Source organism: Pseudomonas sp. G5(2012) (assembly GCF_000408945.1).
Classification (GTDB): domain Bacteria; phylum Pseudomonadota; class Gammaproteobacteria; order Pseudomonadales; family Pseudomonadaceae; genus Aquipseudomonas; species Aquipseudomonas umsongensis.
The window spans coordinates 72,915-88,226 of record NZ_APIO01000006.1; the positions used below are offsets into that span (position 1 = coordinate 72,915).

Consider the following 15,312-nt stretch of genomic DNA (forward strand, 5'->3'; position numbering starts at 1 on the left):
CTGTGACCCATTTTCATGTCCATGGTTCTCAATGGGTCCCCCCGGCCTGGCTTCTCGACAAGGCGCCAGGGCTACAGCGTGTCTTGACCCGTAACGACCAGTGACGGCTCTGCTCGTTGCAACTCCAGGGCAGGCAACTTGGAAGGCTGGTTCAAGAGTCGAAGCACTGGCGAATCGTAACCGTAAACGTCCGGTTTGAACGTCACCCGTCCGTCGCTATTCAGATCCACTGTCCAATAGGCCAGCAGCACGGGCACCTTGACGGGAAGCTTGATGTTTTGAGTCTTGCCGTTGGCCAGTTGCCTTTGAATACCCGCCGCGTTCCAGCGCACAGGGTCGTTGAACAGCAGTTCAACCAGCTGCAATGGATTCTCCACCCGGATGCAACCGGAGCTGGTGGCACGCATGGATTTGGAGAACAGCTCGCGGTGCGGGGTATCGTGGAGGTAGATCGCATAGTCGTTGGGGAACCGGATCACCACCTGCCCGAGCGAGTTATCCGGGCCGGCGTCCTGGCGCAGGGTGATGCCGCGCGCATTGGACCAGTCGACGGTCGACGGGTCGAGCGTATTGCCTTGCCGATCCAGGGCGCGAATCCGGTTGGCCGCCAGGTAACCCGGATTCTGCTGGATCTTGGGCAACATATCCTTGACGAGAATCGTTGGCGGAACGGTCCAGGTGGGGTTGAAGGTGACGTAGGTGATTTCGGACTGGAACACCGGCGTGCTGCGAAACGGTTTGCCGACCTGCACCCGGGAACGCCAGATCGGCTGACCGTCGCGGTACAGGGCGACCTTGTAGCCAGCGATATCGACGATGACAAAAGTGCCTTGCAGCTTATAGAGCAACCAGCGCGCCCGCTCCATGTTCACCCGCACCTGGTCGATTCGCGCCTCGACCGGTACATTCAGCGCCGCCAGGGTTCCCGCGCCCGCCACGCCATCTGCGCCAAGGTATTGTTCAAGCTGATATTTCTTCACCGCGGCAATGACACTGTCGTCGTAATCGGTACGCTTGGACTTTTGCGGGTCCAGGTACCCGGCGGCCACCAGGCGCGCGCGCAACTGCTTGACAGCAGCATTGTCCATGCCGGGCTTGAGCGACTGCCCTTCGGCGACTTTCGGCCAACCACCGGCATCGCGGACCTTGCGCAATTGCGCAAGGCTCTCGCGCAGGCTGCGATAAACGGCTTCCTGGGGTGGCGCTTGGGCGAAAGCGCGAGCCACGTCGTGAGCATCCAGGGCGGTGAAGAAGGTGTTCATGTCTTCGCGAGGATCGATGCCCTCGGGTTCGAAGTTCCAATGAAAATCCAGGCGTGCCGGGTCAACCTTGCCCCGGCGCAACTGCAGCAACGCCGTGACGTACGTGCGGGTCGCCGCAATATCGAAAGCCGCCCATTGCGCCGGGGTTGGCGCCGTGGCCTGCAACGCCAGTTGCGCCTGGGCCAGCTCGCCGGCCCGATAATCGGCAGGAACCAAGCCATCGGCCTGGGTATCATCCAGGCCCTTGAGCAACTGGCTGACATCTCGCCCGTTCATCCACGCGGCGCGGAAATTGCGGTGCGAATAAAAATCCAGCACCACCCGGGCCACATCCACCCGTTGATGTTTGCGTGAGGTCAGCAGCGGAGGAAATGCCGATTGCAAGGGTTCGAGCTGCGCCTGGATCGCCTGGCCGATTTCGTCATCGGGCGCTGCACCAAGCACACTCACTGACGCCGGAGATACCGGCACGATCGGCGAAGTTTCACCCACAGCAGTGCCGCTGATCAGAAAGACCATAAAAAATACGCGGCTTATGACGAATAACCTTGTTAATTGACCCATGGATAATCCTTAATCGCCTGTAATCAAAGGGCTAGCGTTCAACTCGCTGCTAGACTCGACATATTCCTGATGAGACATTTTTATGGCGCTACATCGCTTTGGCTTCCTGACAGCCCTGTTGCTGACGTCGGCTATCCTTCCATCAGCCTACGCCGATTCGCTCGAAGTCGCGCTGGCCAAAGCTGCTCCAAACGCCAATGCCAAGGTCATTGCCCTGGCGGTTCGCGCAACACAGTGTACCCGTGCCCAAGGTGCAGCACCGGCACAGAGACTAGCAGTGATCGATTATTCCCTGCCTTCTACCGAACAGCGCCTGTGGGTGTTCGACCTGAAAAAACGCAAGCTGCTGTTCCACGAACTGGTTGCCCATGGCCGTAACAGCGGCGAAAACATGGCGACCCAGTTCTCCAACCAGAACGAAAGTTTCGCAACCAGCCTGGGCCTGTACCGTACCCAACAGAGTTATGTCGGCCAGAACGGTTATTCGTTGCGCATGGAAGGCCTGGAGCCTGGCTTCAACGATAACGCTTTCGACCGGGCAATCGTCATTCACGGCGCGCCCTATGTCAGCCCGGTGCTGGCCCGCGCCAACGGCCGGATCGGCAGGAGCCTCGGCTGCCCGGCGGTCAGGCCGGCCATCGCTCACCGCCTGATCGACTCGATGAAAGATGGGCAGCTGTTGTTTTCCTACTACCCGGACCAGCGCTGGCTGAAATCCTCTTCTTACATCAATTGCGGCAGCGGCACGGTGGCCTCGTCGGACAAGGTCACGTCACGCCAGTAAACCGACTGCTGAAGCGGGTATCTACTAAAGGCGGACATTGCATCACGGAAATTGCGTCACCTACACGCTTATAATCCGCTCGTTCGCCCGCATTCGAGACCGGTATGACCGCTATCCATATCAAGTTCCCCTCCCTGACCCTCAAGGCCGGCGCCAGGGCGCTGGCGCGCATTCGCGAGCGTGGCTTGAGCGCTGCGGATGTTGGCACGCTACCCGGCGCGGCTGGCGGGCCCAAAGCCCTGGGGATTCAGGGGCTGGACCTGGCATTGTTCGGCGAATGGCTGCCGGCGGCACCGCGCGAGCGCTCGTTGATCGGCGCATCGGTGGGCTCGTGGCGCTTTGCCAGCGCCTGCCTGCCGGATGCTGCCGAAGGCTTGCGGCGCCTTGGCCACCTCTATACCGAACAAAACTTCGCCAAAGGCGTAACCATGGCGCAGATCAGCCAAAGCTCGCGGCGCATGCTCGATGATCTGCTCGATGGTCGTGACGCGACCCTGCTCGACAACCCCTACTATCGCTTGAACATCATGGTAGTCAAAAGTCACGGCTTGCTCGCGGACGACCACCGTGGCCGCCTGGGATTGGGCTTGTCGTCGGTGATCGCCGATAACCTGCGCGGTCGTGCGCGGCTGGCCCGGCACTTCGAACGGCTGATCATCCACGACCCGCGCCTGGCACCACCGGTTAACGCGCTGAACGACTTCCCGTCGCGCTTCGTCGCACTGGACACCTCCAATCTACGCCAGGCCCTGCTGGCCTCGGGTTCGATCCCGATGGTGATGGAAGGCGTTCGCCACCTGCCAGGCGCTGGTGCGGGCACGTTCCGCGATGGCGGCCTGCTGGACTATCACCTGGACCTGCCCTACAGCGGCAATGACATCGTGCTGTATCCGCACTTCACCGACCGGGTGATTCCCGGTTGGTTCGACAAGACCTTGCCGTGGCGCCGCGCCTGCCCTGCGCGCTTGCAGGATGTGGTGTTGCTGGCACCATCGAAGGAATACCTGGCGCGCCTGCCTTATGGCAAATTGCCGGATCGTAATGACTTCAAGCGCTTCATGGGCGACGCCCCGAGCCGCCAGAAATACTGGCGCACGACGATGGAGGAAAGCCGCCGCCTGGGCGACGAGTTTCTCGAACTGACGGCCAACGGTCATCTCGCCGAACGCTTGCTGACCCTTTAGTCAGGACAAGCTGTTAAACTCGCCATCTGCCCACATCGCCGCGGCGATCGCCACCTGAACAGAGCTGAAACCACTGTGGAAATCTTCAAAGAATTTACCTTCGAATCCGCCCACCGCCTGCCTCACGTCCCGGACGGTCACAAGTGCGGCCGCCTGCACGGTCACTCGTTCAAAGTGGCGATTCACCTCAGTGGCGACCTCGACCCGCATACTGGCTGGATTCGTGATTTCTCGGAAATCAAGGCGATCTTCAAGCCGTTGTACGAGCGTCTGGACCACAACTACCTGAACGATATTCCTGGCCTGGAGAATCCGACCAGTGAAGTGCTGGCCAAATTCATCTGGGCTGAACTCAAGCCGCTGCTGCCGGAATTGAGCGCCATCCGGATTCACGAGACCTGCACCAGTGGGTGCATCTATCGCGGCGAGTGAGCCATTCGATCAAAAAAACCACCGAGACCGGTGGTTTTTTTATGCCTATGCTTTGCCCTTGCATCCGCCAAGAGGACACGCAAATGACTGACTGGCCGCTGGCTCAAAGCTATCGTTTCAATGGGCATAACGTTCGCTACGCCGTACGCGGCGATGGACCGCCGCTGGTGTTCGTGCACGGCACGCCCTTCTCTTCGTTTGTCTGGCATCGGATTGCGCCGCACTTCATCGCCACCCACCGGGTGTACTACTTCGACTTGCTGGGCTACGGGCAATCGGAAAAGGTCGATGGCGATGTCTCCCTGGGAGTACAAAACCAACTGTTGGCCCAATTGCTGGAACACTGGGGCCTGGACCGCCCGGATGTGGTGGCCCACGACTTTGGCGGGGCAACCGCCCTGCGCAGCCATTTGCTCAACGGCAAGGATTACCGCAGCCTGACATTGATCGATCCGGTGGCGCTAACGCCCTGGGGGTCTCCTTTCGTGCAGCATGTCCGTCAGTACGAAGCCGCTTTCAGTGGTGTGCCGGACTATATCCAGCGAGCCATCGTGGCGGCTTATATTCGCGGGGCAATCAAGCGAAACATCCCGGATGACGAACTCGCACCCTACGTGCAACCGTGGTTGGGTGATCCTGGGCAAGCGGGATTCTATCGGCAGATCGCGCAAATGGACGAACGCTACACCCGCGAGGCCGAGGGGCTGTACCCGACGATTCGCTGCCCAGTGCAGATTCTCTGGGGAAAGGACGACCAATGGATTCCCATCGATCGCGGGCGTGCCTTGCAGCAGATGATACCTGGAGCGCAGTTTCATGCGGTGGCCAACGCCGGGCATCTGGTGCAGGAGGATGCGCCTGAAGCCGTTGTCGCTGCGCTGATGCGTTTTTTGCCGCTGGATATGACGGCCTGACAGTAGAGAGTGTACATCCGCGAAAAGACCACTGGCGGCATTCGCCGCTGCCGAGCTAACGTAGAGCTATTGTCCAAACGGTTCTCTGAAAGGATCTGCCCGATGCACATCATCAACGCCCGGCTGCGCAACCAGGAAGGCCTGCATGAGTTGCACCTGGAAAACGGCCTGATCAGCAACATCGCCCGGCAGACCGAAGCGCCGACCCTGGGCCCCGACGATCTGGACGCCGGTGGCAACCTGGTGGTGCCGCCCTTCGTCGAGCCGCACATCCACCTCGACGCCACCCTGACCGCTGGCGAGCCGCGCTGGAACATGAGCGGCACGCTGTTCGAAGGCATTGAGTGCTGGGGTGAGCGCAAGGTCACCATCACCGAAGAAGACACCAGGGTTCGCGCCAGGAAAACCCTCCAGGCTCTTGCCGCCCATGGTATCCAGCACGTGCGCACCCACGTCGACGTCACCGACCCGCAGCTCACGGCGCTCAAGGCCATGCTCGAGGTGCGCGAAGAAAGCCGGCATCTGGTCGACATGCAGATCGTCGCATTCCCCCAGGAAGGTATCGAGTCATACCGCAATGGCCGCGAGCTGATGGAGGAAGCCATCCGCATGGGTGCCGATGTGGTAGGCGGCATTCCGCACTTCGAGTACACCCGCGACCAGGGCGTCAGCTCGGTGAAGTTCCTCATGGACCTGGCCGAGCGCACGGGCTGCCTGGTGGACGTGCATTGCGATGAAACCGACGACCCGCAGTCACGCTTCCTTGAAGTGCTGGCCGAAGAAGCCCGCAGCCGCGACATGGGCTCGCGGGTCACCGCCAGCCATACCACGGCCATGGGCTCGTACGACAACGCCTACTGCGCCAAGCTGTTTCGCCTGCTTGGGCACGCAGGGATCAGCTTTGTCTCCTGCCCTACCGAAAGCATTCACCTGCAAGGACGTTTCGACAATTTCCCGAAACGCCGGGGCGTGACCCGGGTCAACGAACTGCTGGAAGCCGGCATGAACGTATGTTTCGGCCAGGACTCGATCGTCGACCCCTGGTACCCGCTGGGCAACGGTAACATCCTGCGGGTGCTCGAAGCCGGCCTGCATATCTGCCACATGCTCGGGTATCGCAACCTGCAAAACGCCCTGGACCTGGTCACCGTCAACAGCGCCAAGGCCATGGCCCTGGGTGAGCGCTACGGGCTCGAACCCGGACGGCCGGCGAATCTGCTGATCCTCTCGGCGGAAAGCGATTACGAGGTGATCCGCAGCCAGGGCTTGCCGCTGTATTCGGTACGCGGCGGCAAGGTATTGATGAAGCGCACGATGCCGGTGGTGGAGTTCTCCAGCGAGCAGATCTGAAGGTTGCTGTGATTGGACTGACCCCTTCGCGAGCAGGCTCGCTCCCACAGTTTTGTGAACGACAAAAAACTACTGTGGGAGCGAGCCTGCTCGCGAAGGCGATCTCAAATTCACCTCACTAATCGAGCCGTACCAAACAGGCTGACCCGACTCAGCTCCCCCTGCTCCTCTTCCAGCAAAATCGGCGCCGTACCACCCGGCATTACCACTTTCACCTCGCCGGCACTCACCCAACCTACCCGCCACGCCGCACACGCCACCGCCGACGCACTCGTCCCCGAGGACGCCGTCGGCCCTTCCCCGCGCTCGAACACCCGCGCGACAACATGACCTTCGGACTCACGCATCGCCCATTGCAGATTAATCCCTGCCGGACAGGGTTTACCTGCACCTGCAGGCATCGCATAGGCGATCCGCATCAGTCCCTCGGCCAATGGCGATTGCCTCATCTGCTCATTGCCCGGCAAGGCCTCGGCACTGTCCACCAGCGTCACGCAATGCGGATTGCCGACCCTGGCAAACTGACTGCGCGACCAGGCGCCATTAAGTGCTGACAACTGACGCACGTGGCTGAGCTCACGGCCGTTCAACTGCACAGCTTCAACGTCAACGGCACTGACCGCCGATGGCCCGAAGCCAGGCTGGCCCAGGTCTAGCCAGAAACCCTGCGCACCCTCGACTTGCGCGGCTTTCACCGATGTTTGCCCCGGCGAGGGTGTGTCGGATTTGTCGTGATGTACCCTGAGTACGCAGGCTTCATCGCTCGGAAACAGTCCCTGATCGCTCAACGCCTGGGAAAAAATCGTCAGCCCGTTGCCGCTGCGCTCGGCCAGTGTGCCGTCGGTGTTGACGATCAACAGGTCAAAGGGCGGCGATGACTGAAACGGCCCGACCAGCAAACCGTCGCTGCAATGATCCTTGCTGCCCGGCGGTTGCGTGCCGGGCGCCCAGGCACAGCACGCTTCGATGGCGGCCAGCGCCCAGTCTTCGCGAGTTTGAGCGGCGCGGTCTGCCTGATCGGGCACGTCGATGCCCTGCTGGCGCAGCGCCTCGGGCGCCACCACGTTGTAGATATTGCCCCGTGCATCGTACATCCGCGCCATGGCGCCCTCCCTGTTGGACATCTGGTTCTGGCACAACATATCGCGAAACACCGTCTGGCTGTGCAAGGATGTCAGCCTGTGGGCGTGCCAGATCACGGACGCTGAGCGAACCCTCAGGGCCTGATCACTGTCAGTTGCAGACGCGACGATTTTTCCAAGGATTGATATGACCAACCTCAACACCCAGACCTCATTCGTGCCAGGGCGCCTGGAACAGATGTCCACGCGCGTCGCCTTTTTCATCGCCGGGTTCGGCATCGCCGCGTGGGCGCCGCTGGTGCCCTATGCCAAGGCGCGGGCCGGGCTGGACGAAGGCACCCTGGGTTTGTTGCTGCTGTGCCTCGGTGTGGGCTCGATACTGGCGATGCCTATAGCTGGAATCCTGGCCACGCGCTTCGGGTGCCGCAAAGTGGCGACCGGTGGCACCTTGCTGATCTGTGCCGCGTTGCCTTTGCTGGCCACGGTATCGTCGATTCCGGCCTTGATTGGCGCATTGTTCATGTTCGGCGCGGGCCTGGGCACCGTCGATTCGACGGTGAACCTGCAGGCGGTGATCGTCGAGCGCGCCAGTGGCAAAAACATGATGTCGGGGTTTCACGGGTTGTTCAGCCTGGGCGGAATCGTCGGCGCGGCGGGCGTCAGTGCGCTGCTCGGCCTGGGGCTTGCGCCACTGGGGGCGATGCTGGTGGTCATCGTGTTGCTGCTGGTCGCACTGCTCAAGGCTGCCCCGCACATGCTGCCCTATGGCAGCGAAAGTTCGGGGCCGGCCTTCGCTGTTCCCCACGGTATCGTGCTGTTTATCGGCGGGATGTGTTTCATCGTGTTCCTCGCCGAAGGTGCCGCCCTGGACTGGAGCGCGGTGTTCCTGGTGCAGGAACGCGGCATCGACAAGGCCTACGCCGGCCTGGGTTACGCGGCTTTCGCACTGACCATGACGGTGGGCCGGTTGACCGGTGACGCCATCGTGCGTCGCCTGGGCGCAACGCGGGTCATTGTCTTCGGTGGGGCGGCGGCGGCGGCCGGTCTGCTGCTGGCCACGTTCGCCCCCAGCTGGGAAGCGGCGCTGGCGGGCTATGCGCTGCTGGGAGCCGGATGCTCGAACATCGTCCCAGTGCTGTATACCGCGGTGGGCAAGCAGACCGTGATGCCGCAAAGCATCGCCGTGCCGGCCATTACCACCTTGGGTTACGCGGGGATACTCGCAGGGCCTGCGGTGATCGGATTTGTCGCCCATGCCGCCAGCTTGAGTTTTGCCTTCGGCTTGATGGCGCTGTTGCTGCTGGCGGTGGCGATTGGCGGGAGAGTGTTGAAGGTTTAAAAGCATCGTCGGAACGCCACCCGGCGGCGTTCCGACCCCGGTCTCTCAGAACCCGACGCTGGCCTGCACGAAGAACGTGCGCGGCGTGCCGACGTACATGCCCGCGTTGTTGTCGCTGGAGCGGGTGAAGTACTGCTTGTCGAAGATGTTTTTCACCCCGGCCCCCAGCTTCAGGTTCGACACCTGCGGACCGAAATCATAGCCGGCGCGCACGTTCCAGGTGACGTAGCCCGGAATGTCGCCGTACTGCCCATCCGCTGTGCCTTCGGTGATGTAGTTGTTGCTGAAGCTACCGTCAGCATTCACCGCCACGCCGGGGGAGCGTTGCTTGGACTGGGCGAAGGCATCCAGGTTGTAGGTCCAGCGATTGATGTCGTAGCGCAGGCCAGCGGTTGCTACCTGGCGCGAGTAGAACGGCAGGTCACGCCCCTTGAAGTCCGGAATCTCTCCTTCATAGACGGCGCGGGTGTAGGTGTAGCCGGCATTGGCGGTAAGACCGGCCAGCCGTGGGTCCAGCGCCGCCATGTCGTAGTGCACCGATGCCTCGATGCCCCGGTGCGTGGTAGCGCCGAGGTTGGTCCAGCCCGCATCGTTGCTGATGTATTGCAGCTCTTTATCGAAGTCGATGTAGAACAGCGTCACTTCACCGCCCCACACCTCATCGTTGTAGCGCGTACCGAGCTCGTAGGTCTTGGCCTTTTCCGGTTCCAGGCCATTGGCCGTTTCGTCACCTGCGCCACCCTGGCCGAGCTGAAAATACTGCAGGGAGCCGAACGAGGTTTCGTAGTTGGCGAACAGTTTCCAGGCATCAGACATGTGATACATCACGCTCAGCGCCGGCAGCGGCTCGTTACTCTCGATGCTGCGGCGTTTTTCCTGCACTGGCTTGCCTGCAGTGTCGAGCACCGGGCGGTCATGCCACTCGGTCTGGATATGTTCGAAACGTACACCCGGAGTGATGGTCCAGTTGCCGACATCGATTTTGTTGTCGACATACACCGCGTGGGCTTCAGTACCCCCGGTACGGTCCTGGTACACATGGCCGTCCGACCCCGGACGCGCGACCGGCTCGTTGTTGACCAGCGCCAGGCGGCTGGCTTCTTCGTGCATGCCTTCTTTCAGGTAGCGATAACCGACGCTGACTTCCTGGGTCGTCTGGCCGACGTCGAACACGTGGGACACACGCGGTTCGATGCCATAGGTGTAATAGGTGCGCGGAAACGAACCCAGGGTCTTCTGGTCGCGAGCGGCGATGTTGCTGCCACGAAAACTGTCGGAGTAGTAGGTCAGCACTTCGGCCTGGGTGCGGTCGTCGAGTTGACGAATCCACTTGAACGACACGTCCTTGCGGCGGCCACTGAAGTTGTCGTGGTCGCGGTCGGACTGGAACGGGTCGGCGTCATACTGGGCCTGGGTCAGGCCGCCGGGCATGTCGGCTTTGGCATCGTAATAGTGGAAGTTGAGGCTGAAGTCATCCACATCGGTCGGCGCCCAGTGCGTCTTGAGAATCACGTCGTCGATGTCATTGCCATTGTTGCTTTTGCGATAACCGTTGCCGTTCACCCCGGAATACAACAGCGCCATGCCCATGCCGTTGTCGGCGGTACCGCCGGCGAACAGCGTATCGATGTGCTTCCAGCCACCGTGTTGGGAGGTTTCCAGGGTGCTGCCGATTTCAGCCGAGGCTTGTTCCGGGATCGCACGGGTCACGAAGTTGATCACCCCACCCACGTTCTGCGGCCCATAACGCACGGAGCCGGCGCCGCGTACCACGTCGATGCTGTCGAGGTTACCAGAGGAAATCGGCGCCATGGACAACTGCGGCTGGCCATAGGGGGCGAAGGCCGCCGGCACGCCATCGATCAACACGGTCGAGCGTGGCGACAGGCGCGAAGTCAGCCCGCGAACACCGACGTTCAGAGAAATATCACTGCCACCGGTACCGTTGGCCTCCTGCACTTGCACACCCGGCACGCGCTTCAATACGTCGCCGACATTCATCGCGCCTTGCTCGACCATGGCCTCGCGGCGAATCACGGTACGGGCGCCGGGGTGGTTCTGCACCACCGCGGCATCGGCATCACCGAGCCAGTCGCCCACCACCTTGATGTCGGTCATGCCCAGCTCCAGCGGGCCATCTGCCGCAGGGGCCGGTAGCAGCGTCACCGAGCCTTCGTTGATCTGGTATTGCAGGCCGCTGCCTTGCAGCAACTGGCGCAGCGCTTCTTCCGGCGAGATATTGCCATCCACTGCCGGGGCCTGCTTGCCGGCCACCAGTTCAGGACTGAAAAAAACCTGCAGCGACGTTTGCTGGCCCAACTGGCTCAGGGCCTGCCCCAAAGGTTGCGCCGGGATGCGGATAGCCTCTCCAGCGAATGCCTGGGGCAGCGCCAGGTTGACCGCCAGTGCAAGGGCCAGCGGCAACCAAGGGGAATTGTTGTTTTTAGCGATGGTTTTTTTCACGTCGAACGTAGTCCTGAAGATCGCAAAAGTGTGCGCTTGTTAATGCAAACCAGTTGCAGTTGAACAGGAAGACGCTGAACTCGAAAAAAACCTGAATTTTATTTTGAAATTATTTCCTGGCTGCCGTCATCGAGCGTGCGCACGGCCACCGGAAGGATGCTCGGCAAGGCCTTGAGCAACGCGTCGGTGTTGTCAGACTTGAACACGCTGGTCAGGCGCAGATTGCCCACTGCGGCATTGCCGACCTTGAGCGGCTTCTCGCGATAACGCGAGACCTGTTCGGCGACATCGGCCAGGCTGGCGTTGTTGAACACCAGCTTGCCGTTGCGCCAGGCCGTCAGTTCAGCCGGGTTGACCGGATAGGCCACAGCGACCTTGCCCCCGGCATCGACATGGGTACCGAGACCCGCGGTCAAGCTGATGAAATCATCGGCGGCGGCATCGCGCCCCTGCACCTTGACCGTGCCCTGCTCCACCACGACCCGGGTTTCGGCGCTGCCCCGGCGTACATCGAAGCGGGTTCCGGTGACCGTGACCTTGCCACTCCCCGCCTCAACGACAAAGGGCCGACGGCTGTCATGCTGGACGCTGAACATCGCCTCGCCTTCGCTCAGCTCAATGGCGCGGCGATGCTTTTCGAAGCGCACCTGAATCCGGCTGCGGCTGTCCAGGTCGACCATCGAACCATCGGGCAAGGCTACCTGGCGACGCTCGCCCAGGGCTGTGGAAAACTCGGCCGTGTAAGGCGACGGTTGCTTCAACCCGTTGGACAGGCCCAAGCCAACTGCCACCGCCAACACACTGGCGACCACTGCATAGCGCAATATCGGTCGACGTTTGCTGCGTGACGGTGTTTCTTCGCACAACGCCCGCAGACGCGCCGCCAGCACCAGGTCGACGGCTGTCCACAGGCCCTGGAGCAACCTGAATTCGTCCCGGTGTTGAGGGTGTTCATTCAGCCAGCGTTCGAATTGGCGTTGCGCGTCGACATCGACGACGGACTCCTGCAAACGCACGAACCAGCGCGCCGCTTCATCGCGAACCGTTGTTTGCCCGCACGCACAATCACGAGTATCCATCATGGAAGTTCCTGTTGAGCCGGGGATGAATAACCACACCGCATCATGACTGCAACCCGTCCAGGCGGTCGCGCAGATGCCGCAGGGTGCGGATCATATACTTTTCCACCATGTTCCTGGACAGCCCCAGGCGTTCGGCGATTTCAGCCTGGGTCAAGCCCTCGATCTTCTGCCAGACAAACACCTTGCGGCAGTTGACCGGCAGCTCGGTGAGCGCCCGCTCGATGGAGTCAGCCAACTGGATCGCCTGCATGTAATGCTCCGGGTCGCCGGACGACGACACACTGAGATCAATTGCCCCTGACTCCATGGCACTCCGTCGATCCTCACGTCGATAACCGTCCACCGCGATGTTGCGCGCAGTCTGGTGCAGATAGGCCCGGGGTTGCTGCACCGCCGCCGAATCCGACTCGAGCACGCGCACGAAGGTATCGTGGGCCAGGTCCTCGGCCTGCTGACGGTTTCTCAGGCGACGGGTCCAGGTGCCAATCAACTCTTCGTAATGCTCGAAAAAGCCGTGTCTGCGGGGCAGCTTGGGGGTCATTGCGGTGTGCTGTGGAGACGAGGACGTGAATAGTAATGCTTCCTATTAACCCAAGGCAACGGTTTGCGGCTGAGCGGCGCGAAGGCTAACGCATATTAGCCTTCGCGCCGCGAGTACCCGGCAGTTCCACACGCGCCACCAGCCCTGCGCCGGTGCGATTGCGCAGTGTCAGCTCCCCACCCTGCTCTCGAACGATCGCCCGCGCAGCAGACAATCCCAGCCCCACGCCACCGGTATCCCTGTTGCGTGAGGTCTCCAGACGGTAGAAGGGATCGAACACCTGTTCGAGGGCGGACTCGGGTATGCCGGGGCCATCGTCACTGACTTCGATGCAGACCATGTGCCCTTCACGCCTTAGCTCGATTGCCGGCTCATGTGCATATTTCACGGCGTTTTCCAGCAGGTTGACGATCACGCGCTTGATCCCGAGCGGGCGGCCGTCGTACACCAGGTGGGCGGGACCCGTGAAGTGGACGACGATGTCCTGGTCGCGAAAATCATCGACGATCGTTTGCAGCAATTCCGAAAGGTCGAATGCCGTGGCGTGCTCCCCGTGGCTTTCATCACGGAAAAAACCCAGCGCCGCGTTGATCATCGTTTGCATCTCTTCGATGTCGCGCACCATTTTGCGCTGCTGTTCCAGGTCGTCCATGAATTCGCTGCGCAGACGCATCCGGGTCAGGGGCGCGCGCAAGTCGTGGGAGATGGCCGCGAGCATCTGCGTACGCTCGCTGAGAAAGTGCCGGATCTGCGCCTGCATGGTGTTGAAGGCAATGGTGGCCTGGCGTATTTCATGGGGGCCTTCGATCTTGATCGGCGGCGCGCGCAGGTCATCGCCAAAGCGCCGTGCAGCGCTGGCAAAACGTTGCAGCGGACTGGCCAGTTGTCGCGTGGCAATCCAGGCGACCAGCAGGGTAGCCACCAGCCCCAGGGCGATGATGATCGCGATCCGTACGCTGGAGTCGAGCCCCCAGCTGCGTTCCGGCGGGGTGAACGACAGCCAGCTGCCATCGCGTAGCTCAACCAGTGCCACGTAGTGCGCCTGGGGGCTTTCGTCCGGCCAGTCGCCGGGGTTGAAGACTCGAATGTCACGGGGAACATCACCCAGCAATTGCTGCAGCGGCGAATGTTCGTGCCCCACCTGCATACCGCCCAGGGGCAGATGGAAGTCGGCCCGCCGTTCGTGCCAAACCACCTCAAGCATCGGATGGCTGGCGGCAGAGGCCAACGACGAGCGCAACGGCACAGGCGCTGCCTCGATCACCCGCACATTCGCGGCCATTTGCTCGAGCAGGCCGGTGCGCTCAATGGGCGGACGGCCCCAGGTTCCGGCGAGCTGTACGAACAGGCCATTGAGGGCCAGGGACGCGAGCATCGCCGCGACGATTGTCAGCGCAATGCGCGACCTGAGGGTATCGCGAGGGACTATTCGCGGGACTAATCGCGGAACCATTCGAGCGACCAGGCGGCGGATCATGAGCGGGTCACCTTGGCGCAGAACATATACCCGCCGTTACGCACGGTGCGAATGAGATCCGGGCGCTTGCTGTCCGGCTCGATCTTGCGACGCAGTCGACTGACTTGCACATCGATGCTGCGGTCATAGGCATCGTGCCCCTGGCCACGCGCCAGGTCGATCAGCTGTTCCCGGGTGAGAATGCGCTGTGGATGCTCGAGAAAAACCCGCAGCAAATCGAACTCGCCCGCGGACAACGGAATCATCACGCCCTCGGGCGAACGCAGTTCACGACAAGTGATGTCCAGGTGCCAATCGGCGAATGTGATGATCGGACGCGAGGGCTCGAGCCCCGGGCTTTTCTCGCCAGCGCGACGCTGCACGGCACGCAGCCTGGCAAGCAGCTCCCGAGGATCGAATGGCTTGGTCAGGTAATCGTCGGCGCCCAGTTCCAGGCCGACAATGCGGTCGCTCAGTTCACCCATCGCGGTCAACATGACGATCGCAATATCCGTCCGCGCCCGCAGTTTCTGGCAGAGGCTCAGGCCACCTTCGCCGGGTAGCATCAGGTCAAGGATGATGATGTCCGGGCGGTTCTTTTCGATCATCGCCCACATGGCCTCACCATGGGTGGCCAAGTCCACCTCGTAGGCATGCTGAACAAAAAACTGTTTCAGCAGGGACAGGATTTCCACATCGTCGTCGACGATCAGCAGTCTGCTCACGTTCGGGGATCCACGGCCAAAAAAGAGCGTATCTAAAACCATTCCGGTGCCAGGGTCATATATTTCAATCCAGCAACATTTCTACTTGCATGACATCAATCGGACATACGGTCGCAACCCACTTACGGCACCCT

General features: G+C 61.5%; 13 protein-coding genes. 6 read left to right on the top strand and 7 right to left on the bottom strand.

What is annotated here, in order from left to right; genetic code table 11:
* Nucleotides 1–71: 71 nt before the first annotated feature.
* Entirely contained in the window at nt 72–1,826 is a 1,755-nt protein-coding gene (locus PG5_RS02620; RefSeq protein ID WP_020795525.1) for a murein L,D-transpeptidase, read from the bottom strand.
* Nucleotides 1,827–1,908: 82 nt separating this feature from the next.
* On the opposite strand from PG5_RS02620, the gene PG5_RS02625 reads away from it, so the two are divergent.
* From PG5_RS02625 to codA, 5 genes are all read left to right on the top strand, one after another.
* A complete protein-coding gene (locus PG5_RS02625; protein WP_020795526.1) occupies nt 1,909–2,610 on the top strand; it encodes a murein L,D-transpeptidase catalytic domain family protein in 702 nt (233 codons plus the stop codon).
* A 104-nt stretch (nt 2,611–2,714) separates the two neighbouring features.
* Nucleotides 2,715–3,794 (top strand): hypothetical protein, encoded by a 1,080-nt coding sequence (locus PG5_RS02630; RefSeq protein WP_020795527.1) that lies wholly within the window; start codon nt 2,715–2,717, stop codon nt 3,792–3,794.
* 75 nt (nt 3,795–3,869) lie between these two features.
* Nucleotides 3,870–4,226 (top strand): 6-carboxytetrahydropterin synthase QueD, encoded by a 357-nt coding sequence (queD, locus tag PG5_RS02635; protein ID WP_008056290.1) that lies wholly within the window; start codon nt 3,870–3,872, stop codon nt 4,224–4,226.
* A gap of 83 nt (nt 4,227–4,309) precedes the next feature.
* The gene (locus tag PG5_RS02640) at nt 4,310–5,140 is read left to right on the top strand and encodes an alpha/beta fold hydrolase (RefSeq protein WP_042955214.1); all 831 of its coding nucleotides are present in this window, start codon (nt 4,310–4,312) and stop codon (nt 5,138–5,140) included.
* Nucleotides 5,141–5,242: 102 nt separating this feature from the next.
* Nucleotides 5,243–6,490, top strand: coding sequence for a cytosine deaminase (gene codA / locus PG5_RS02645; protein WP_020795529.1), 1,248 nt, complete (start codon nt 5,243–5,245; stop codon nt 6,488–6,490).
* Nucleotides 6,491–6,600: 110 nt separating this feature from the next.
* Here codA and PG5_RS02650 read toward each other — a convergent pair whose 3' ends face one another.
* Nucleotides 6,601–7,593 (bottom strand): DeoR family transcriptional regulator, encoded by a 993-nt coding sequence (locus PG5_RS02650; protein ID WP_042955215.1) that lies wholly within the window; start codon nt 7,591–7,593, stop codon nt 6,601–6,603.
* Between the two features lie 166 nt (nt 7,594–7,759).
* Between PG5_RS02650 and PG5_RS02655 the strand changes: the two genes are divergently transcribed.
* Nucleotides 7,760–8,911 (top strand): MFS transporter, encoded by a 1,152-nt coding sequence (locus PG5_RS02655; protein WP_020795531.1) that lies wholly within the window; start codon nt 7,760–7,762, stop codon nt 8,909–8,911.
* Nucleotides 8,912–8,956: 45 nt separating this feature from the next.
* On the opposite strand, the gene PG5_RS02660 is transcribed toward PG5_RS02655, so the two are convergent.
* The 5 genes from PG5_RS02660 to PG5_RS02680 all read right to left on the bottom strand — a co-directional run bounded on the left by PG5_RS02660 (nt 8,957) and on the right by PG5_RS02680 (nt 15,220).
* Nucleotides 8,957–11,374, bottom strand: a complete 2,418-nt coding sequence (locus PG5_RS02660) for a TonB-dependent receptor (protein WP_020795532.1) — start codon at nt 11,372–11,374, stop codon at nt 8,957–8,959.
* A gap of 98 nt (nt 11,375–11,472) precedes the next feature.
* Nucleotides 11,473–12,456: a FecR family protein gene (locus tag PG5_RS02665; RefSeq protein WP_020795533.1), complete on the bottom strand. Its 984-nt coding sequence runs from the start codon at nt 12,454–12,456 to the stop codon at nt 11,473–11,475.
* 40 nt (nt 12,457–12,496) lie between these two features.
* Nucleotides 12,497–12,997, bottom strand: coding sequence for a sigma-70 family RNA polymerase sigma factor (locus tag PG5_RS02670; protein ID WP_020795534.1), 501 nt, complete (start codon nt 12,995–12,997; stop codon nt 12,497–12,499).
* Between the two features lie 85 nt (nt 12,998–13,082).
* Nucleotides 13,083–14,474, bottom strand: a complete 1,392-nt coding sequence (locus PG5_RS02675) for an ATP-binding protein (protein WP_020795535.1) — start codon at nt 14,472–14,474, stop codon at nt 13,083–13,085.
* Nucleotides 14,471–15,220 (bottom strand): response regulator, encoded by a 750-nt coding sequence (locus PG5_RS02680; RefSeq protein ID WP_050511638.1) that lies wholly within the window; start codon nt 15,218–15,220, stop codon nt 14,471–14,473. Before PG5_RS02680 ends, PG5_RS02675 begins: the two co-directional genes overlap by 4 nt.
* Nucleotides 15,221–15,312 lie beyond the last annotated feature (92 nt).